Annotated in this window: 17 protein-coding genes; 5 read left to right on the plus strand and 12 right to left on the minus strand. The window is 70.7% G+C overall.

What is annotated here, in order from left to right:
- Positions 1–3: 3 nt before the first annotated feature.
- The 3 genes from HMPREF0063_RS16350 to HMPREF0063_RS13240 all read right to left on the minus strand — a co-directional run bounded on the left by HMPREF0063_RS16350 (position 4) and on the right by HMPREF0063_RS13240 (position 5,130).
- Positions 4–2,799, minus strand: a complete 2,796-nt coding sequence (locus tag HMPREF0063_RS16350) for a lamin tail domain-containing protein (RefSeq protein WP_169309991.1) — start codon at positions 2,797–2,799, stop codon at positions 4–6.
- A gap of 149 nt (positions 2,800–2,948) precedes the next feature.
- A complete protein-coding gene (locus tag HMPREF0063_RS13235; protein WP_040320297.1) occupies positions 2,949–3,626 on the minus strand; it encodes a fasciclin domain-containing protein in 678 nt (225 codons plus the stop codon).
- A gap of 31 nt (positions 3,627–3,657) precedes the next feature.
- A complete protein-coding gene (locus HMPREF0063_RS13240; protein ID WP_211208738.1) occupies positions 3,658–5,130 on the minus strand; it encodes a molybdopterin-dependent oxidoreductase in 1,473 nt (490 codons plus the stop codon).
- A 316-nt stretch (positions 5,131–5,446) separates the two neighbouring features.
- Between HMPREF0063_RS13240 and HMPREF0063_RS13245 the strand changes: the two genes are divergently transcribed.
- Positions 5,447–6,304, plus strand: coding sequence for an SDR family oxidoreductase (locus tag HMPREF0063_RS13245; protein ID WP_007079199.1), 858 nt, complete (start codon positions 5,447–5,449; stop codon positions 6,302–6,304).
- 4 nt (positions 6,305–6,308) lie between these two features.
- Here the strand turns inward: HMPREF0063_RS13245 and HMPREF0063_RS16355 are convergent, their stop codons facing one another.
- Positions 6,309–6,932, minus strand: a complete 624-nt coding sequence (locus HMPREF0063_RS16355) for a TetR/AcrR family transcriptional regulator (RefSeq protein ID WP_007079200.1) — start codon at positions 6,930–6,932, stop codon at positions 6,309–6,311.
- 81 nt (positions 6,933–7,013) lie between these two features.
- On the opposite strand from HMPREF0063_RS16355, the gene HMPREF0063_RS13255 reads away from it, so the two are divergent.
- The 3 genes from HMPREF0063_RS13255 to HMPREF0063_RS13265 all read left to right on the plus strand — a co-directional run bounded on the left by HMPREF0063_RS13255 (position 7,014) and on the right by HMPREF0063_RS13265 (position 10,837).
- Positions 7,014–8,360 carry a cytochrome P450 gene (locus HMPREF0063_RS13255; protein ID WP_007079201.1) on the plus strand — a complete coding sequence of 449 codons (1,347 nt, stop codon included), beginning with the start codon at positions 7,014–7,016 and terminating at the stop codon, positions 8,358–8,360.
- A complete protein-coding gene (locus HMPREF0063_RS13260) occupies positions 8,357–9,178 on the plus strand; it encodes an SDR family oxidoreductase (RefSeq protein ID WP_007079202.1) in 822 nt (273 codons plus the stop codon). Before HMPREF0063_RS13255 ends, HMPREF0063_RS13260 begins: the two co-directional genes overlap by 4 nt.
- 189 nt (positions 9,179–9,367) lie before the next feature.
- A complete protein-coding gene (locus HMPREF0063_RS13265) occupies positions 9,368–10,837 on the plus strand; it encodes an SDR family oxidoreductase (protein ID WP_007079203.1) in 1,470 nt (489 codons plus the stop codon).
- A 15-nt stretch (positions 10,838–10,852) separates the two neighbouring features.
- Here the strand turns inward: HMPREF0063_RS13265 and HMPREF0063_RS13270 are convergent, their stop codons facing one another.
- From HMPREF0063_RS13270 to HMPREF0063_RS13295, 6 genes are all read right to left on the minus strand, one after another.
- Positions 10,853–11,143 carry a DUF2470 domain-containing protein gene (locus tag HMPREF0063_RS13270; protein ID WP_007079204.1) on the minus strand — a complete coding sequence of 97 codons (291 nt, stop codon included), beginning with the start codon at positions 11,141–11,143 and terminating at the stop codon, positions 10,853–10,855.
- A complete protein-coding gene (locus HMPREF0063_RS13275) occupies positions 11,140–11,979 on the minus strand; it encodes an ABC transporter ATP-binding protein (RefSeq protein ID WP_007079205.1) in 840 nt (279 codons plus the stop codon). Before HMPREF0063_RS13275 ends, HMPREF0063_RS13270 begins: the two co-directional genes overlap by 4 nt.
- Positions 11,976–13,031 (minus strand): FecCD family ABC transporter permease, encoded by a 1,056-nt coding sequence (locus tag HMPREF0063_RS13280; RefSeq protein WP_007079206.1) that lies wholly within the window; start codon positions 13,029–13,031, stop codon positions 11,976–11,978. Before HMPREF0063_RS13280 ends, HMPREF0063_RS13275 begins: the two co-directional genes overlap by 4 nt.
- Positions 13,028–14,077, minus strand: coding sequence for a FecCD family ABC transporter permease (locus HMPREF0063_RS13285; RefSeq protein WP_007079207.1), 1,050 nt, complete (start codon positions 14,075–14,077; stop codon positions 13,028–13,030). The genes HMPREF0063_RS13280 and HMPREF0063_RS13285 overlap by 4 nt, the downstream gene beginning before the upstream one ends.
- Before the next feature lie 200 nt (positions 14,078–14,277).
- A complete protein-coding gene (locus tag HMPREF0063_RS13290; protein ID WP_007079208.1) occupies positions 14,278–16,473 on the minus strand; it encodes a 3-hydroxyacyl-CoA dehydrogenase NAD-binding domain-containing protein in 2,196 nt (731 codons plus the stop codon).
- A gap of 31 nt (positions 16,474–16,504) precedes the next feature.
- A complete protein-coding gene (locus HMPREF0063_RS13295) occupies positions 16,505–17,719 on the minus strand; it encodes an acetyl-CoA C-acetyltransferase (protein ID WP_007079209.1) in 1,215 nt (404 codons plus the stop codon).
- 90 nt (positions 17,720–17,809) lie between these two features.
- Here HMPREF0063_RS13295 and HMPREF0063_RS13300 point away from each other — a divergent pair, with 90 nt between their 5' ends.
- On the plus strand, positions 17,810–18,556 hold the full coding sequence (locus tag HMPREF0063_RS13300; RefSeq protein WP_007079210.1) for a MerR family transcriptional regulator: 747 nt from the start codon (positions 17,810–17,812) through the stop codon (positions 18,554–18,556).
- Between the two features lie 23 nt (positions 18,557–18,579).
- On the opposite strand, the gene HMPREF0063_RS13305 is transcribed toward HMPREF0063_RS13300, so the two are convergent.
- Complete coding sequence (locus HMPREF0063_RS13305) at positions 18,580–19,512, minus strand: alpha/beta fold hydrolase (RefSeq protein ID WP_007079211.1); 933 nt, start codon at positions 19,510–19,512, stop codon at positions 18,580–18,582.
- 54 nt (positions 19,513–19,566) lie between these two features.
- Positions 19,567–20,709, minus strand: coding sequence for an acyl-CoA dehydrogenase family protein (locus HMPREF0063_RS13310; protein ID WP_007079212.1), 1,143 nt, complete (start codon positions 20,707–20,709; stop codon positions 19,567–19,569).

Consider the following 20,709-nt stretch of genomic DNA (forward strand, 5'->3'; position numbering starts at 1 on the left):
AGACTACTGGGCCCCCTCCCGGCGGCGGTGGGCGGCGACGGCGATCGCGACGCCCACCGGGAGGAGCAGCAGCCCGAACAGCACCGTGAGCGGCACCTGCGACCCGACCACCGGCAGCGACCCGATCACGGTGGCGAGCCCGCCCGGGGCACCGCCGCCGACACCGGTGTCGCCCGTGTCGACCACGGGCGGCGTGACGCCGGCGTCACCGAGGCAGCGCACCGCGCCCTCACGCAGCGCCCGGCCGTCGGTCCCGTTGTCGTCGGACCAGAAGGCGGGCTTCAGCCCGTCGACGCAGCGCGACTCCGGCGCGATGGCGAAGCCCTCGTGGTTGACGTTCGGCAGACCGGCGGGTCGCTCCTGCACCTCGTCGGCGCCGAAGGCACCGTCGGTGAGGGTCAGGATCGTGCTGCGACCGTCGCAGGTGTCGTCGCACACCGCCCAGAGCCCTCGCGAGGCCGGCTCGTACTCCAGCTCCATGACGGAGCCGAAGCCGCTGTCGATCGTCGCGACCCGTGCGAACGCCCCGCCGTCGCCGAGCACGTAGGCGTAGACGGTGCCGCCGGCCTCGACGCCGAGGAAGAACACCCCGGAGCCGTGACCGGGGTAGTCGGCCGGGTCGTACGCGACCCCGGTCGACTCGTCGACGAAGCCACCCGCGACCAGGTCGGCGTCGGGGATCCAGGCGATGCCCTCGAACCCGGCGTTCGCCGCCACCACCGGCAGGTCGGCCGTCAGGTTCCACTCGCGCGTCGCCGCGAGGTCGGGCCCGCCGCCCGACACGTCGTAGCGCAGCACCGAGAGCCGACTGCCGCCACCGTCATTGTTGCGCTCGCTGGCCACGTAGACGCCGCCGGCGGACCCGGCCGCCGTGAGCGCCACGCCCTCCGCGTCGACGTCACCGGTGCCGTCGGGGTACCGCAGGGTCCAGGTGTCGACCGGGTCCCAGACGCCGCCCGTGCTCGTGAGCCGGTGCAGGGTGCCGGGGCCGTTGACCACGGCCCAGAGCGAGTCGTCGGCGACCGATGCCGCGGCCTCGTAGGCCAGCCCGCTGAGGTTGGTCGGGAAGGTGCCCGGCACGTCGACGGCGGTCACGTCGGGCGAGCCGGGGAACGGGACCGTGACCAGGTCGCCCACACACTGGTTGACCGCACCCTTGGTGGAGACCTGGGTGGTGGCGAACTCGCCGGTGCCGTCGGGGCAACGACCGTAGGTGGTGGCCGCGTGGGTCAGCCACGCGTACTCGTCGACCAGGGTCGTGCCGTCGGGCAGGAACACGCGGGCGGAGTCCGCGCCGCCGAGGCCGAACTCGCCCGGCACCCCGTCGACGTCCACGTCGACCGCGAGGTGGCCCCCGGCCGCGATGGTGGTGCCGCCGGCGATCGCCAGGGTCCGGGAGTCGTCGTCGTCCTTCAGGATCCAGCCGGACACGTCGACCGGGGTGACACCGTTGTTGACCAGCTCGATCCAGTCGGTCGCGTCACCGTTGGACTCCACCTCGTTGATGCGCACGGCCGGACCGCAGTCGTTGGCGGCGGCCCTGGTGGTCGAGGTGGTGGTGACGAACTCCCCGGTGCCGTCGGGGCAGCGACCGTAGCTCGTGGCCGCGTGTCCCGTCCAGGAGTACTCGGCGATCAGGGTGGTGCCGTCGGGCAGGAAGATCCGGGCGGAGTCGTTGTTGCCCAACCCGAAGCCGTTCGGCAGGGAGTCGAGGTCGGTGTCGACGGCGAGGTAGCCGCCGGCCGGGACGATGGTGCCACCGGCGATCGCCAGGGTCCGTCCGTCGTCGTTGTCCTTGACGATCCAGCCGGACACGTCGACCGGGGCGGCGCCGGTGTTGAGCAGCTCGATCCAGTCGGTCGCGTCGCCGTTGGACTCGACCTCGTTGACCACGATGCTCGGCACCGAGCCCGCCGGGCAGTCGTTGGCCGCACTCTTGGTCGACGACGTGGTCACGACGAAGTCGCCGGTGCCGTCCGGGCAACGACCGTAGGTGGTCGCCGCGTGGCCCACGTAGGCGTACTCGTCGATCAGGGTCGTGCCGTCGGGCAGGAACACCCGCGCGGTGTCGGTGCCGCCCAGCCCGAAGGTGCCGGGCGTCGTGTCGACGTTGACGTCGACGGCGAGGTAGCCACCGACCGGGATCGTGGTCCCGCCGGCGATCGCCAGGGTCCGGCTGTCGTCGTCGTCCTTCAGGATCCAGCCCGAGACGTCGGCCGGGAAGGCGCTGTTGTTGCGCAGCTCGATCCAGTCGGTGGTGTCGCCGTTGGACTCGACCTCGTTGACCACGACGTCGGGCACCCGCGGCGTGCAGTCGTTGGCCGTGCCCTTGGTCGACGACGTGGTGGTGATGAAGTCCCCCGTGCCGTCGGGGCAGCGACCGTAGGTGGTCAGGGCGTGGCCCGCGTAGGCGTGCTCGTCGATCAGGGTCGTGCCGTCGGGCAGGAACACCCGCGCGGTGTCGGTGCCGCCGAGGCCGAACTCACCGGGCACCCCGTCGACGTCCACGTCGACCGCGAGGAAGCCGCCGGGCTCGATCGTCGTGCCGGCCGCGACGGCCAGGGTGCGGGAGTCGTCGTCGTCCTTGAGGATCCACCCCGACACGTCGACCGGCTCGACACCGGTGTTGGTGAGCTCGATCCAGTCGGTGGTGTCACCGTTGGACTCGATCTCGTTGATGACGATGTCGGCGGGGGCGGCCGCTGCCGGGGAGGCCGTCAGGACTCCGACCGGGGCCAGCAGGGAGACGCACGCGAGCAGACCCACGGTGCGGCGATGGCGGAGGCGAACAGGGTGCACGGAACGGTCCTTCGTCGGGGGCGAGGCGCCAGGAGTCTCTCGTCCCCGGCCGACCGGACGGTGAACACCGGGTGACCGCAGCACCCGGGAACGGCGAACGGCCCGCCACCCCCGGAAGGGGTGACGGGCCGTTCAGATGATCGAAGTGATCAGGCCGGGGGCATGAGCACAGCGTCGATCAGGTACACCGTGGCGTTGGCGGTCTTGACGCCACCGCAGATCACGTTCGCACCGTTGACCTGCAGCGAGTCACCGGAGCCGGTGATCTCGACGTCGGCGCCGTTGACCGTGGTCTGCGTGGTGCCGGCCAGGTCGTCGGGCAGGATCTGACCCGGGATGACGTGGTAGGTCAGCACCGAGGACAGCGTTCCGCCACCCTCCTCGGTCGCCAGCGTGTCGGTGATGCCGGGCGAGCTCGCCTCGAGGGCGGCGAACGCGTCGTCGACCGGGGCGAACACGGTGAACTCGCCACCGTTGAGGGTGTCGACCAGGTCGACGGCGGGGTTGACCCCACCGGAGACGGCCGCGACCAGGGTGGTCAGCAGCGGGTTGTTCGACGCGGCGGTGGCGACCGGGTCCTGGGCCATGCCCTGGACCGAACCTCCGCCGTCCGGGACGGCGGCGGCGTAGTCGGCGCAGCCGGGGCCGACGAGGTTGGCGGCGACGTCATCGGTGTCGTCCTCCGCAGCCTCGGGGGCGTCGCTGGTGGGCGCGTCGTCCGCCGAGGTGTCAGCCTCGTCGTCCGAACCGCACGCCGCGGTGAACAGCGTCAGCGAAGCGACGGCCGCGACGGCGAGGGTCTTCTTGCGCATGGTGGTCGTACGCATTTCCATCTCCTTTGGGTTGGGTGTTTCGGTACTACTCGACACGGAACTGCACGGAGTGCAGGCCGGTCGATCCGTTCGGTGCGATGGGCACGCGATCGGACGTCTGGGTCTCGCCGTCGGCGTTGGTGGCGCGGACGGTGAGCTGGTGGTTGCCGGGGGTGGCGTCGTCCCACTGCCAGGACCACTGGCGCCACGTGTCGATGGAGTCCTGAGCGGCGAGCTCGGCGTCGACCCACTCGCCGCCGTCGACCTGCACCTCGATGCGCTCGATGCCGACGTTCTGGGCCCAGGCCACGCCACCGACGCGCACGGCGTCGACCGGGAAGGTCTGGAAGGACTCGGGGACGTCGATCCGCGACGAGAACTTGATCGGCGCTTCCTCGTCGTACCCGCGGGTGGACCAGTAGGCCTTGTGGTCGGCGAAGCGGGTGACCTCGATGTCGACCAGCCACTTGGTGGCCGACACGTAGCCGTACAGGCCGGGGACGACCATCCGCACGGGGAAGCCGTGACGCAGCGGCAGCGGCTCGCCGTTCATGGCGATCGCGATGATGGCGTCGCGGTTCTCGTCGTCGAGAGCTCCGAGCGGGGTGCTGATGGTCATGCCGTCGGCGCTGGTGGTCTGGACCGCGTCGGCGTCGCCCTGCACGCCGGCCCGCTCGAGCAGGTCGCGGACGGGGATGCCGATCCACGTCGCGTTGCCCACGTAGGGGCCCCCCACCTCGTTGGACACACACGTCAACGTAATGCGACGTTCGATGAGGCGCTCTTCGAGCAGATCCTGGAACGAGAGGTTCAGCTCCTTGTCGACCATGCCGTGGATCCGCAGCGAGTAGCCCTCGACGGGCACGTCGGGGATCTGCAGGGCGGTGTCGATGCGGTAGAAGTCGCGGTTCGGGGTGATGTACGAGCTGACACCCTGCACGTCGACCTCGACACCGGCGGGGACCGCCGAGGCGGGGTCGGCCGGGGTGGGGATGCGCACGTTCATGCGGGACTCAGCAGCAGCCGCGCCGCCGAAGACCCGGGCGATCAGGCCGCCGAGGGCGATGCCGATCGTGGTGCCGCCGACCGCGATGAGGAACTTGCGACGGTCGAAGCCGCTGGGCAGGTCGTCACCCTCCTTGGGCGAGAGCGCGAGGATGCCGAGCAGGAAGAGCAGGGTTCCGACCGCCACGATCGTGGTGATGATGGTGGGGATGACGGTCACGACCGCGTTGGCGGTGGACGCGTTGTCGGTGGCGGCCGCGAGGATCGCGACCGCGCCGAGGCCGAAGGTGATGCCGAGGGCCAGGTTGCGGCGCTTCAGCCCGATCACGCCGGCCACCATGGCCAGGAGGAGCAGCGTGATCGACACGCTGGCGATCAGGATCGGCTTGTCGGCGGTGCCGAACTGCCGGATCGCGAACTCCTTCAGGAACTGCGGGGTGAAGAAGATGAACCGGTTGCCGATCGAGACGATCGGGGAGGGTGCATTGATGAGGGCGGCGATGGCCGTTCCCATCACGACACCGAAGGTGGCGGCGAGGGCTCCGGAGAGCGCACCGGTCCACCTGGGGGCCGTCGGCCGGGTGGGTCGCGCTGTCAGGGTGCTCACATCAGTCATTCGCCACGCCGATCGTCGAGGATTGGTCCGATTTCGCCGAACCGTGCGGTAGATGTCCTCGTTCCGCCCGTTCGGCCTGTTCTTGCAGGCAGAACGTCGGATGCAAATACTTCGGGGGGCGAGGCGCCCCGCTGCCCGGAGCCTCGCACGGTTCCGTTGAGTGCACCTAACGGGCAGGATGGCAACTCCGAGCGGCACCCCACGAGGAGGACCCATGTCCCTGGCCGGAGTCACGATCATCATGTCCGGCGGCAGCCGAGGGATCGGTGAGGCGATCGCCGTCCGGGCCGCCCGCGACGGGGCGAACGTCGCGCTGCTCGCCAAGACCACCGAGCCGCACCCGTTGCTGCCGGGGACGATCCACACGGCGGCGGCGGCGATCGAGGAGGCCGGTGGTCAGGCCCTCCCCCTGGTGGGCGACATCCGCGACGACGAGTTCGTCGCGGACGCGGTGGCCCGCACCGCCGAGCAGTTCGGCGGCATCGACGTCGTGGTCAACAACGCCAGTGCGATCGACCTGTCCCGCACCGAGGACGTGTCGATGAAGAAGTACGACCTGATGAACGACATCAACGCCCGCGGCACGTTCCTGCTCAGCAAGCTGTGCATCCCGTGGCTGCGCGAGTCGTCCAACCCGCACATCCTCACGCTGTCGCCGCCGCTGGCGCTGGACCCCAAGTGGCACACCGGCAACACCGCGTACACGATGGCGAAGTTCGCGATGAGCCTGGTGACCCTCGGTCTGTCCGGCGAGCTGCGCGAGGACGGGATCGCCGCCAACTCGCTGTGGCCCCGCACGGCCATCGACACCGCGGCGGTCCGCAACGTCGTGGGCGCGGGCCTGGTGTCGCACTCCCGGACGCCGCAGATCATGGCCGACGCGGCCTACGAGATCCTCGTGCAGCCGTCACGGGAGACCACCGGACAGTTCTTCATCGACGACGACGTGCTCGAGGCGGCCGGGGTGACCGACTTCTCGGTCTACCTCAACGGGGGCACCGAGGAGCAGCTGGCGCTGGACTTCTGGGTCGAGCCCAAGGGGCCCCACGACCCGTCCCTCACCCTGCACTGACCGGTCAGGAGGGGCGCCGGGCGAGGGACTCGAACGCCTGCGTGCCGACGTCGGTGAGCTCGGCGGCGTCGAGATCGACCTCGCCGGCCATCCACGCCACGACCAGCTCGGCGAGACCGGCCACGTAGAGGAGCCCCTGCACGCGGGCCAGGCCCGGCGGCCAGGCGGCGTCGCCGTAGAGGGTCTCCGCCTCCTGCGCGACCAGATCGGCGAAGACGCCGAGCAGCGCGTGCCGCTTCTCGCGCAGCAACGGGTGCGAGGTCGACTCCACCAGCGCGACGCGCGCCTTGGCCGGATCGGCCTCGACCCACCCCACGAGGCCGGCGATCGCGGCCCGGACCCGGTCCGTGGCCTCACCGCTGGTGCCCTCGATCGCGGCGACGGCCATCGTCGCGATCTCGTCGGACACCGCGTCGAGGGCGGCGACCAGCGCGTCCTCGCGGGACCGGAAGCTCTCGTAGAAGTACCGCTCGGTCAGCCCGGCCTCGGCGCACACCGCGGTCATCGTGGTGCTGCCCTCGCCGCGGGTCGCCAGCAGGGTGATGGTCGCGGCGACCAGACGCTCCCGACGGCCCGCTGCGCGGGCGCCGGCCGACTGTCCGCCGTAGCTGCGTCCCGTTGCTTCCACGGGTCCATCGTGGCAGGCCACCCTTGACAAGGGTGTGACCGGGGCCACAAACTGACAGCACACCCTGTCAGATGGAGCACCATGGCTGTCACGAACGCCCCCCGCACCCGCGGCCCCCGACGGTGGGACGTCCCGCTCGTCGGACGCACCCTGGCCTACGTCCGGGACCCGCTGGCGATGATGCGGGACCAGTACGACCGCAGCGGACCGGTCTCGGACATCACCTTCATCGGCCGCACCTGGACCGCCCTGCTCGGCCCGGACGCCTGCGAGGCCGCGTTGCGCAACGGCGACAAGGCGTTCGCCAGCGAGGACGGCTGGGGCTACCTGGTCGGCCCGTTCTTCCACCGCGGCCTGATGCTGCTGGACTTCGCCGAGCACCACCAGCACCGGCGGCTCATGCAGGAGGCGTTCACCCGCGACCGGCTCCGCGGCTACACCGCCCGGCTCGGACCGGCCGTCACCGCCGGGCTCGACGCGTGGCGGCCGGGTGACGACTTCCTCGCGTACCCGGCGCTGAAGCAGCTGACCCTCGACCTGGCCACCCAGATCTTCATGGGTGGGGCGGACCTGGCCGACGACGCCGAGCTGGACCGGCTCAACCGGGCGTTCATCGACTGCGTGCAGGCGGCCACGGCCTTCATCCGCGTGCCCCTGCCGGGCACCCGGTGGGGCCGCGCCACGAAGGGCCGCAAGCTGCTGGAGGAGTTCCTGTACCGACACATCGACACCAAGCGGGCGTCGGACGGCGAGGACCTGTTCTCCGTCCTGTGCCGGCTGACCGACGACGACGGGTCGGCGTTCACCGACGAGGACGTCGTGAACCACATGATCTTCCTGCTCATGGCCGCGCACGACACGTCGACCATCACCGTGTCCACGATGATGCAGTACCTCGGGCAGCATCCCGAGTGGCAGGAACGCTGCCGGGCGGAGTCGATGGCTCTCGGCGACCACCCGACCCTCGACGAGCTCGACACCCTCACGTCGCTGGACCTGGTGATGAAGGAGTGTCTGCGCATCGTGCCGCCGGTGCCCGTGCTGGCCCGCAAGACCGTCAAGGAGACCGAGGTACTCGGCCACACGATCCCCGCCGGCCGGCTCACCGTCGTGATGATGCACCTGTCGCACCACATGCCGGAGCTGTGGGAGGACCCCGAGCGGTTCGACCCCGAGCGGTTCGCCGAGGACCGCCGCGACGACAAGGTGCACCGCTACGCCTGGGAACCGTTCGGCGGCGGCGTGCACAAGTGTCTGGGCCTGCACTTCGCCGGCGCCGAGGTGTCGACGATCATGCACCAGCTGCTGCGACGATTCTCCTGGGAGGTCGACCCCGACTACCGGGCGCCGATGAACTACCACTCCCTGCCGTTCCCCTCCGACGGCCAGCCCGTCGACCTCCACCTGCTCGAAGGAGCCCCCGCATGAACAGCATCCACGGACTCGGCGTCATCGTCACCGGAGGCGCACGCGGCATCGGCCGCGCCACCGCCGAGCGGCTGTCGGCCGGCGGTGCCCGCGTCGCGATCGGTGACCTGGACGCCGAGCTCGCTGCCTCGGTGGCCGCCGAGATCGGCCGGGGCGTCGTGTCGGCGCACCTCGACGTGACGGACGCGGAGTCCTGGCGCACCTTCCTCGCGGCCACGTCCGCCGCCGGACCGTTCGACGTGCTGGTCAACAACGCCGGCATCATGCCGCTGGGCTCGCTGCTGAAGGAGCCCGACGACGTGACCCGGACCATCGTCGACGTCAACCTCCACGGCGTCATCCACGGCACCAAGGCCGTCGCGCCGGGCATGATCGACCGGGGACGCGGCCACGTGGTCAACGTCGCGTCGGCGGTCGGCCGGGTCGCGATGGCCGACGGTGCGACCTACTCGGCGTCGAAGTTCGCCGTGGTCGGCTTCAGCGAGGCGATGCGGGCCGAGCTGGCGCCGCAGGGCGTCGACGTGAGCGTGGTGCTGCCGACCGTCGTGCAGACCGAGCTCTCCGCCGGGGTCCCGGCGGCCCGCGGGGTGAAGCCGGTCACCGCCGACGACGTCGCGAAGGTGATCGAGGAGGTCATCCTCAAGCCGAAGGCCGAGGTGTGGGTGCCTCGCTGGAGCCAGGCGATCGTCAAGACGACCAACCTGCTGCCGCGGCGGGCCCAGGAGGCCATCAGTCGTGCCATGAAGGCCGACAGCGTGCTGAGCTCGGCCGACCCCGCCGCCCGCGCCGCCTACGAGGAGCGCGCGCGGCGCCACTGAACCGGCGGTGACGTCGGTGGGGACGGTGCTGGGTTCGCGGACCGGCCACCCAGTTCCGCGAGTGGCGCAGTTCGGGGCACGAGTGGCGCAGAACTGTGGCGACACGCCGTCCAAAAACACCGATCTGCGCCACTCGCGGGAAATGGGGGTGGGGATGCGGGGCTGGGTGCGACCCGACAGTCTGGGGACATGACTCGTTCTCTCGTCACCGGCGCCACCGGGTATGTCGGCGGCCGCCTCGTCCCGGAGCTGTTGAACGCCGGACACGACGTGCGGGTGCTGGTGCGCAACGAGGCGAAGGCGCGTGGTCACGCGTGGGCCGAGGCGGTCGAGATCCATCAGGGTGACGCGCTCGACGCCGACGACGTGCGGGCGGCGATGGCCGACGTCGACGTCCTCTACTACCTGCTGCACTCCATCGGCACGGGCGACGACTTCGCCAGCACCGAGCTGACCATCGCGCAGACCTTCGCCGACGCCGCCCGCGAGGCGGGCGTGCAGCGGATCGTCTACCTCGGCGGCATGATCCCCGAGGACGAGGTGCTCTCGGAGCACCTGCGCTCACGCAAGGAGGTCGGTGACCTGCTGCTCGCGTCGGGCACGCCCACCGCGGTGCTGCAGGCCGGCGCCGTGCTCGGGTCGGGCTCCGCCTCCTTCGAGATGCTGCGGTACCTGACCGAGCGGCTGCCGGTGATGGTGACGCCCAAGTGGGTGCACACCCGGATGCAGCCGATCGCGATCCGCGACGTCCTGCACTACCTCGTGGGGTGCGCCGCGATGCCGGTCGACGTGAACCGCCGGTTCGACATCGGCGGGCCTGACGTCATGACCTACTTCGACATGATGCAGCGCTACGCGTCGGTCGCGGGCCTGCCCAAACGTCGGGTCATGCCGGTGCCGATCCTGTCGCCCACCCTGTCGAGCCACTGGGTGGGCATCATCACCCCGGTGCCGGCGAGCCTGGCCAAGCCCCTGGTGGAGTCGTTGCGCAACACCGTGGTGGCGCAGGACCGCGACATCGCGACGTACGTGCCGGATCCGGTGGACGGTCTCACCGGCTTCGACCGTGCGGTCGAGCTGGCCCTCACCAAGATCCGCAACCTCGACGTGCCGACCCGCTGGTCGTCGGCGACGACGGCCGGCGCCCCGTCCGAACCGCTGCCGTCGGACCCCGACTGGGCCGGAGGTTCGCTGTACGTCGACGAACGCACCCGCGAGGTCGACGCGACCCCGGCCTCGCTGTGGCGGATCATCGAGGGCATCGGCGGCAAGAACGGCTGGTACTCGTGGGCGTTGGCCTGGTGGGTGCGCGGCATCCTCGACCGGCTGGTCGGCGGCCCGGGCCTGCGCCGCGGACGGCGCAACGACAAGGACCTGATCGTCGGTGACGCCCTGGACTTCTGGCGGGTCGAGGAGACCGACGACTCCACGTTCCTGCGCCTGCGGGCGGAGATGCGCCTGCCCGGACTCGCGTGGCTCGAGCTCAAGGTCGGCTCGACCGAGGGCGGCACCACGACCTTCCACCACCGGGCCCTGTTCCACCCCCGCGGCCTGCTCGGCCACGCCTACTGGTGGGCCATCTATCCCTTCCACGGGATCATCTTCGGCTCGATGCAGAAGAACATCGCCAAGGCCGCCGAGGCCCTCGACGAGGCCTGACGCGCGCCCGCCCCGTCAATCTCGGGGAGTCGGCGTCGTGGCGGCCTCGTGGAGAGCGACGACCGCACGGCGCAGGTCGGCCCGCTCGACGACCTCTACCGTCCACGGGATTCGCACGGTGACGGCCGAGCGGCCCACGACGGCCCGCCAGGTCCCGGCCTCGGCGTCGAGGTCGGTCATCACCGCCGAGACCGCGTCGGGCTCGGCGAAGGCACGCACGATCACCAGACTGTCGTCGGTGTGGTCCTCGTTCATGTGACCGATGACGGCTCGGACGACCTCGGGGGCGAACGTCACGGTCGTCATCCTCGCACCAGGTCGGCCCGGTCGGCAGCACCGCTGTGGTGACGACCGCGGGGCACGACCATCGGCGTGCCGCTCACCGGGTCGGGCACCACGGCGCAGGCCAGGTCGAACACCTCGGTGACGAGCTCTGCGGTGACGACCTCACGGGGCGCGCCCTCGGCGACGATCCGGCCCGCCTTCATGGCGATCAGGTGGTCGGCGTAGCGGCAGGCGAGGTTGAGGTCGTGCAGCACCAGCACCACGGTGGTGCCCCGGTCACGGTTGAGGTCGGTCAGCAGGTCCAGCAGCTCGACCTGGTGATGGATGTCGAGGAAGGTCGTGGGCTCGTCGAGCAGCAGCAGGTCGGTCTGCTGGGCGAGCGCCATCGCGACCCACACCCGCTGCCGTTGTCCGCCCGACAGCTCGTCGAGGCGCCGGCCGGCCAGGTCGGCGGTGCCGGTGGCCTCGAGAGCGGCCTCGACCGCGGTGTCGTCCTCGGCGCTCCACGTCCGGAACCAGCCCTGGTGGGGGTAGCGGCCTCGGCCCACCAGGTCGGACACCGTGATGCCGTCAGGAGCGACCGGCGACTGCGGCAGCAGCCCGAGCACCTTGGCCACGTCGATGCTGCGCCGGCTGCCGATGTCCTGCCCGTCGAGCACCACCCGACCGCTGCGAGGGGCCAGCAGGCGGGCGAGTCCCCGCAGCAGGGTCGACTTGCCGCACGCGTTGGCGCCGACGATCACGGTGACCCGTGCCGGCGGGATCGAGACGTCGAGGTCGTCGACGACCCTCCGCTCGTCGTAGGCCAGGCTGAGCGACTCGGCGCGCAGCTCGTGGGTGTGCTCGTGGGGACTCATCCGCCACGTCCTTCCCGGTTGACCCTGGCCAGCAGCCAGATGAGGTAGGGGGCGCCGACGGCGCCGGTGATCACGCCGGTGGGCAGAGCGGTGGGCAGCACGTGCTGCGCGACGAGGTCGGCCAGCAGGACGGTGACCGCGCCGACCAGACCGGCGGCGACGATGGTGCGCCCCGACCCGCCGACGAGCCGGGTGGCGATCGGACCGGCGATCAGGGCGACGAACGCCAAGGGGCCGGCGGCGGCCACCGCCACGGCGATCAGCACGACGGCGATGACGAGCAGGGCGATGCGCACCGTCTCGACGCGGGCACCCAGGGCGGTGGCGGCCTCGTCGCCGAGCCCGAGCACGCCGAGCTGCCGCTCGAGCACCACCACGACCGGGGTCAGGACGGCCACGGTGACGAGCACGGTGCGGAGCTCGCCGCTGCCCGCCTGGCCGACGGATCCGACCAGCCACGTCATCGCCTCGCGGGCGTCGTAGAGGTCGGCCCGGGCCACCACGAAGCCGACCAGCGAGACGAACAGCTGGGAGACCGCGATGCCGATGAGGATGAAGCGGTACCCCGTCACCCCGTCCCGCCAGGCCAGCAGGTAGATGGAGGTCGCCGCCACGATCGCCCCGATGAGCGCGAACCCGGAGACGCCCAGGCTGCTCGTGCCGGCGAAGACGATCGATCCCACCGCGAACAGGCTGGCTCCGGCCGAGACCCCGACGAAGTCCGGGGAGGCCAGGGGGTTGGACAGCAGTCGCTGGAAGATGATGCCCGACATGCCCATCGCCAGACCGACGGCCAGACCGGTGGCGGCGGTGGGCAGCCGCAGGTTCTGGACGATGAAGTCGACGGCGGGGTCGTCGCGCAGACCGAGCAGCGAGGTGACCACCTCGGCGGCGGACAGCCGGAAGCTGCCGACCATGAGGGTCACCACGACCAGCCCGAGCACCGTGACGCCCAGGCCGCCGGTGACGACCAGCGCCCGGCGACGGCCGGCTCGGCGGACCCGGCCCGGCTCGGGGGCCGCTGGTCGGGTCGGTCGCAGCGTGACCGTCACAGCTGCACCACGTTCTTGGCCCGCACCAGGGCGATGAACGCCGGGGCACCGAGGACCCCGAGCACCACGCCGACCTGCAGCTCGCCGGGTGACACGACCACGCGGCCGACGATGTCGGCGACCAGCAGCACGATGGGACTGATCAGCAGCGCGTACGCGAGGATCCACCGGTAGTCCGGCCCGCAGAGGAGCCGCGCGACGTGCGGGACGATCAACCCGACGAAGACGATCGGTCCGCACGCGGCCACCGCGGCCCCGCACAGCACCGCCACGACGGCGAACAGGGTGATCCGGCTGAGCCGCACGCGCTGACCGAGGGCGGCCGCGACGTCCTCGCCCAGGGCGAGACCGTTCAGCACCCGTCCCGTGCCCAGGGCCAGCACGATGCCCAGCACCATGAACGGCACCGTCTGTTCGACGACGGGCTGGTAGCGGCCGGCGAGCGACCCGACCTGCCAGAACCGCAGCTCGTTGAGCGCCGCCAGGTCGGTCATGATGACGGCGCTGGTGATCGAGAACATGCCGGCCGTCACCGCGGCACCGGCCAGCGCCAGCTTCACCGGGGTGGCACCCTCGCGCCCGAAGGAGGCGACCGAGTACACGAGCACGGTGGCCGCTGCGGCGCCGGCGAAACCGAACCAGACCGTGGCGGCCAGGCCCTGCAGGTCCAGCAGGGAGACGCCGACGACGATGAAGGCCGCGGCGCCGGCGTTGATGCCCATGATCCCGGGATCGGCCAGCGGGTTGCGGGTGAGGCCCTGCAGGATCGTCCCGGAGAGCCCGAGAGCCGCCCCGACGGTGAGGCCGAGGATCGTTCGGGGCACGCGCAGGTCGCGGACGACCACGTGGGCGGGGTCGTCGGGGTCGAAGCCGGTGAAGGCGTCGAGCACCACGCCGAGGGTCATGCCGCGGGAGCCCAGGCTGATGCTGAGGAAGCAGACGACGGCAAGCACCCCGAGCACCACGAGGAGTCCCGCCGGCCGGCCCACCCCGCGCAGGTGGGGTCGACGCACCGGGGCGGGGGTCTCGTCGACGAGGGCGGTCACAAGGTCACCCTAACTTAGGTAGCCCTCACCCCCCGCCGGGGCGGTGGATTCGCGACCGAAAGGCCCCGGCGGTGCCCAGCCGACCGAATGAGGCCTCTTTCGGTCGCATACTCACCGCCCCGCGGGATCCGGGACCGACGACGCGACCCCCGGCCAGGAGGCCGGGGGTCGGATCGAGCCGTCAGGTGGGGCCGGTCGGGTCAGGCGAAGTTCTCGCCCGACTTGGCCTTCTCGAGCAGCAGCGCCGGCGGGGCGAACCGCTCGCCGTACTTCTCGGCCAGCTCCTGGGCGCGCTCGGTGAACGCCTGGATGCCGATGCGACCGTCGGCCGCCTCGTAGCCGTTGACGTACTGCAGCGCACCGCCGTGCACGGGCGGGAACCCGATGCCGAAGATCGAGCCGATGTTGGCGTCGGCGACCGTGCGCAGCACGCCCTCCTCGAGGCAACGGATCGTCTCGATGCTCATGATGAACGTGAGCCGCTCCTTGATGTCCTCCAGCGGCACCCCGGCGTCGTCCTTGCCGAAGTGCTCCAGCAGGCCCGGCCAGATGTGCTTCTTGCCGCCGTCGGTCGGGTACTCGTAGAAGCCCGCGCCGCCGGCCTTGCCGGTACGACCGAGGTCGACCAGCTTGTCGATGACCTTCATGGCCGGCGACTCCGGGAGGCTCTTGCCCTCGGCGGCGGCAGCCTTCTGGGCCTCGGCGTTGATGCTCTGCGGCAGGGTCAGCGAGACCTCGTCGATCATGGCGAGCGGCTGGCCCGGGAAGCCCGACAGCGACGCGGCCCGCTCGACGGTGACGGGGTGGACACCCTCGCCGACCATCTGCGCACCCTCCATGACCAGCGTGCCGAACACCCGCGAGGTGAAGAACCCGCGGCTGTCGTTGACGACGATCGGCGTCTTGCGGATCTGCTTGGTGTAGTCGATCGCGCGGGCGATGGCCTCGTCGGAGGTCTTCTCGCCCACGACGATCTCGACCAGCGGCATCTTGTCGACCGGGGAGAAGAAGTGGATCCCGATGAAGTCCTCGGGACGCTTGACGCCCTCGGCCAGGATCGTGATCGGCAGGGTCGACGTGTTGGAGCCGAGCAGCGCGTCCGGCTTGACGACGTCCTGCAGGTCGCCGAAGACGGTGTGCTTGAGCTCGACGGACTCGAAGACCGCCTCGACGACGAAGTCGCAGCCCGCCAGGTCGGCGTAGTCGGCCGTCGGCGTGATGCGGGCGAGGACCTCGTCACGCTTGGCCTCGGTGATGCGACCCTTGGCGACGGCCTTGTCGAGCAGGTTCTGGCTGTACGCCTTGCCCTTCTCGGCCGCCTCGATCGTGACGTCCTTCAGCACGACCTCGATGCCCACCTGGGCCGAGACGTACGCGATGCCCGCGCCCATCATGCCGGCGCCGAGGATGGCGAGCTTCTCGGCCTTGGTCGGCGCGATGCCGTCCGGACGCGACCCGCCCGCGTTGATGGCGCCGAGGTCGAAGAAGAACGCGTTGGTCATGTTCTTGAACTGCTGACCGACGATCAGCTCGACGAGGTAGCGCGACTCGATGCGGCTGGCGGTGTCGAAGTCGACCGCCGCACCCTCGACCGCGGCCGAGAGAATGTTGCGTGGGGCCTTCATGGGCGAGCCCTTGAGCTGCTTGCGCACCGTGGAGGGGAACGACGGCAGGATCGCGGCGAGCGACGGGGTCGACGGGGTGCCGCCCGGCATCCGGTAGCCCTTGCGGTCCCACGGCTGGCTGGCCGCGTCGGGGTTGTCGGCGTTGGCCTCGATCCACGCCTTCGCGGCGGGGATCAGCTCGTCCTGCGTGGCGACGAGCTCGTCGACCAGGCCGGCGGACAGCGCCTTGGCCGGCTTCATGCGGGCGCCCTGGACCAGGACGTTCATGAGCGCGTCGGCGATGCCGAACATGCGCACGGTGCGGGTGACGCCACCGCCGCCGGGCAGCAGACCGAGGGTCACCTCGGGCAGACCGATCTCGTAGCGACCCTCGACGGCAATGCGGTGGTGGGTCGCGAGCGCGATCTCGAGCCCGCCACCGAGCGCCGCACCGTTGATGGCGGCGACGACGGGCTTGCCGCAGGTCTCGAGCGCGCGCAGCGAGGCCTTGACCTGCTCCACGCCGTCGAACAGCTCCTGCGCGTCGGCCGGGGTGGCCTTGATCATGCCCTTGAGGTCGCCACCGGCGAAGAAGGTCTTCTTCGCCGACGACACGATGACACCGCGGATCGCGGCGGCGTCGGCCTCGATGTCGGACTTCAGCGCCGCGACGGCGCGAGCCATCGAGTCGGTGTAGTCCTGGTTCATCGTGTTGGCGCTCTGGTTGGGGTCGTCGAGGATCAGGTGCGCGATCCCGGACTCGACCTCGTAACGAACGGCTTCAGTGCTCATGTGTGCTGTCTCTCCTGGAGGTTCGTGCGGGTCAGATGCGCTCGACGACGGTGGCGATGCCCATGCCGCCGCCGACGCAGAGGGTCGCGAGGCCGTAGCGCTTCTCGCGGCGCTCCAGCTCGTCGACGAGCGTGCCGAGGATCATCGCGCCGGTCGCGCCGAGCGGGTGGCCCATCGCGATCGCGCCGCCGTTGACGTTGGTCTGCTCGTGCGGGTAGTGGTCGAGATCCTTCATGAGGCGCATGGCCACGGCCGCGAAGGCCTCGTTGATCTCGATCAGGTCGATGTCCTCGATGGACAGGCCGGCCTTCTCCAGCGCCTTGCGGCTGGCCGGGCCGGGGCCCGTCAGCATGATGGTGGGCTCGGAGCCGACCACGGCGGTGGAGAGGATGCGGGCGCGCGGCGTCAGGCCGTGGCGGGTGCCGGCGGCCTCCGAGCCGATCAGCACCAGGGCGGCGCCGTCGACGATGCCCGAGCTGTTGCCGGCGTGGTGCACGTGGTTGATCGCCTCGACCTCGGTGTACTTCTCGAGGGCGACGGCGTCGAACCCGGCCATCTCGCCCATGTCGCCGAAGGACGCCTTCAGGCCCGACAGGCTCTCGACCGTGGTGCCCTCGCGGACGAACTCGTCGTGGTCGAGGATCGTCATGCCGTTGATGTCCTTGACCGGGATGACGGACTTGGCGAAGTAGCCGTTGGCGATCGCCTTGGCGGCGCGGGCCTGGCTCTCGGCGGCGAAGGTGTCGACGTCCTCGCGGCTGTAGCCCTCGAGGGTCGCGATCAGGTCGGCGCCGATGCCCTGGGGCACGAAGTCGGCGGTGAAGGCGGTGCGGGGGTCCATGGCCCAGGGGCCGCCGTCGGAGCCCATCGGCACGCGGCTCATCGACTCGACGCCACCGGCGAGGATCAGGTCCTCCCAGCCGGAGCGGACGCGCTGCGAGGCCTGGTTGACGGCCTCGAGGCCGGAGGCGCAGAAGCGGTTGAGCTGGACACCGGCGACGTCGTTGGGCAGACCGGCGGCGAGCGCGGCAGTCTTGGCGATGTCGGCGCCCTGGTCGCCCACCGGGGCGACGCAGCCGAGGACGATGTCCTCGATGGCAGCGGGGTCGAGGGAGGGGTTGCGGGTCTGGATCTCGTCGATCAGGCCGGTCACCAGCGTGACGGGCTTGACCTCGTGGAGGGAGCCGGTCTTCTTGCCGCGACCTCGGGGGGTGCGGATGGCGTCGTAGACGAATGCCTCGGTCATGTGCGTGTCCTCAGGGTGGATGTAGAACCGTCAGGCTCGATTGTGACACCAACACTGTCAGAGTGGTAGTGCAGGGGCTAATGTCGACCCATGACCGCCCCCACCACGGACGCCACCACGCCCGCCGAGGCCCCGCTCGAGACGCTCAGCGTCGAGCAGCTCGCGGCCCGGGTCGGCATGACGGTGCGGACCGTCCGGTTCTACGCCGGCCGCGGACTCATCCCCCCGCCCCGCCGCGAGGGCCGCAACGGCTACTACGGTCCCGACCACCTCGCCCGGCTCGAGCTGGTCAAGGAGCTGCAGGCCCACGGGTTCACCCTGTCGGCGATCGAGGGCTACCTGGAGCAGATCGCCCCCGGCACCTCACCGGAGCAGATCGCCCTGCACCGCACCCTGCTGGCGCCGTGGATGCCCGAGCTGCCGGAGACCCTCACCCGTGAGGCACTCGAGGTGCGAGCGGGTCGCCGGCTCGACGACGACGCGCTCGAGCTGCTCGTGGCGCTGGGCGTCATCGAGCCGACACCGGCCGAGGACGTCTTCCAGGTGGCCCCGGCCCACCTCGCGGTCGGCATCGGGTTCCTGGAGGCCGACCTGCCGATCGAGGCAGCCCTGGCCGCCCGGCGCATCATGACCGAGCACGGCACCGCGCTCGCCCAGGAGCTCACGGGGCTGTTCCGCGACATGGTCTGGCCGCACCTGAAGAGCTCCGGCCAGCCCGCCGAGCTGATGACCGCGATGGTCGAGCGGTTCAAGCCGCTCACCATCCAGGCCCTGGTGACCGCGTACGAGCAGGCCGTCGACGAGGAGAAGCGGCAGACCGTCCGCCGCCGCACCTGAGCCGATCGGCAGGACCGCCGTGGCTAGATGCCCGTGGCGGGCCGTGGTTCCACCGCGGGTCGCGGGCCCAGGTCCATCAGGGTGCGGAGTGCCTCAGCGGTGCCGTCCATGCCCCCGAGGTGAGCCCCCCCGTCGAGCGAGACGAAGGTGGCGTGGGGCAGTCGCTCGACACAGTGCATGCCGTGGCGCTGCGGGATGATGTGGTCGCAGTCACCGTGCCACCACATCACCGGGACGTCGACGTCGGACAGCTCGAATCCCCAGTGCCGGTTGAACAGCAGGAGGTCGGCCAACGGGCCGCCGACCTGGAAGCGGGCGCCGTTCAGGAGGTCGTCGAGGAACATCGCCCTGAACTCCGGACGGCCCAGGAGCTCCCGGTCACCGCGCGGCTGCACGGCCGCGTAGGAGTCGATCACCAGTCCTGCCAGCGGACGAACCAGTCGGATGCCTGCTGCCAGGGCGTAGCTCAGTGGCACCCGAGTACGGCTCACCACGGGAGCCGCGAAGGGGACCAAGGCCGTCAGTCCGCCGCCGATGCCGTCGGGCCCGATGCGCGGAGCCACCCCGCCGAAGACACCCACGGCGTGCACGCGGTCCGGTAGACCCACTCCCGCGGCCAGGGCGTACGGCCCGCCGCCGGACAGGCCGACCACCCGCATCGTGGTGATGCCCAGGTGGTCGGCCAACGCGGCGAGATCGCCGGTCCAGTCGAGCACGTTCTCGTACACGTGAGGCGTGGACGTCCCGATGCCCGGCCGGTCGACGCCGATGATGCGCAGGTCGTGCTCCGCGGCGTGGCGCCGGGCCTCGAGCGGAACCTGCCGGCGTGCACCCGGTGTGCCGTGCATCCAGATGACGGCAGCGCCCTGCCTCGTGCCGAACTCGGCGAACGACAGGCGCCGACCGCCGCGGACCGCGACCGAACCTTCGAGGACAGGGCGGTCGACATCGATCATGCCCACATCCTCACCCACCGGACGTCGACCCGGCAGGGAATCCGCGATCCAGGGCTACAGGCCCATCCCGCGACCGATGATCTCCTTCATGATCTCGGTCGTGCCGCCGTAGATGGTCTGGATGCGGGTGTCGAGGTACGCCTTGCTGATCGGGTACTCGCTCATGTAGCCGTAGCCGCCGTGCAGCTGCAGGCACTGGTCGACGGTCTTCTTCTGCAGCTCGGTGGTCCACCACTTGCCCATCGCCGCGTCGTCGACGGTCAGCTGCTTGGCGTTGAGCTGTGTGATCGACTCGTCGACGAACACCTGCGCGATACGGGCCTCGGTCTCCAGCGTGGCCAGCGTGAACCGGCTGTTCTGGAACGAGCCGATCGGCTTGCCGAACGCCTTGCGCTCCTTGACGTAGTCGACCGTCATGTCGATGACCCGGCGGCACGCGGCCGCCGCGACGACCGAGATCGACAGCCGCTCCTGCGGCAGCTTCTCCATCAGATAGATGAAGCCCTGGCCGGGCTCGCCGATCAGGTTCTCCTTCGGCACGCGCACGTTGTCGAAGAACAGCTCGGCGGTGTCCTGTGCCTTGAGGCCGATCTTGTCGAGGTTGCGGCCACGCTCGAAGCCCTCGGCGCCTCGCTCGACGGCGATCAGCGAGAAGCCCATGGCGCCGGCCGACGGATCGGTCTGGCACACCACGAGCACCAGGTCGGCGTTGATGCCGTTGGTGATGAAGGTCTTGGAGCCGTTGATGACGTACTCGTCGCCGTCGAGGACCGCCGAGGTCTTGATGCCCTGCAGGTCCGACCCGGTGCCGGGCTCGGTCATGGCGATGGCCGTGATGGTCTCACCGGTGCAGAACTTCGGCAGCCAGCGCGCCTTCTGCTCGTCGCTGGCGTAGGAGAGCAGGTAGCCCGAGACGAGGTCGGTCTGGATGACGAAGCCGATGCCGCTGGCGCCGATCCGGGTGATCTCCTCGGTGAGGATGGCGTTGTAGCGGAAGTCGTCGACGCCGCCTCCGCCGTACTCCTCGGGCATCATGAACCCGAGCAGGCCCAGCGCTCCGGCCTTCTCCCAGATCTCGCGCGGGACGATGCCGACCTTCTCCCACTCGTCGTGGTGCGGGGCGATCTCCTTCTCGCAGAAGGTGCGGACGGTGTCGCGGAACGCCTCGTGGTCGGCGTCGAAGATGGTGCGCTTCAT

Origin of the sequence: Aeromicrobium marinum DSM 15272 (assembly GCF_000160775.2) — a bacterium.
Lineage (GTDB): Bacteria > Actinomycetota > Actinomycetes > Propionibacteriales > Nocardioidaceae > Aeromicrobium > Aeromicrobium marinum.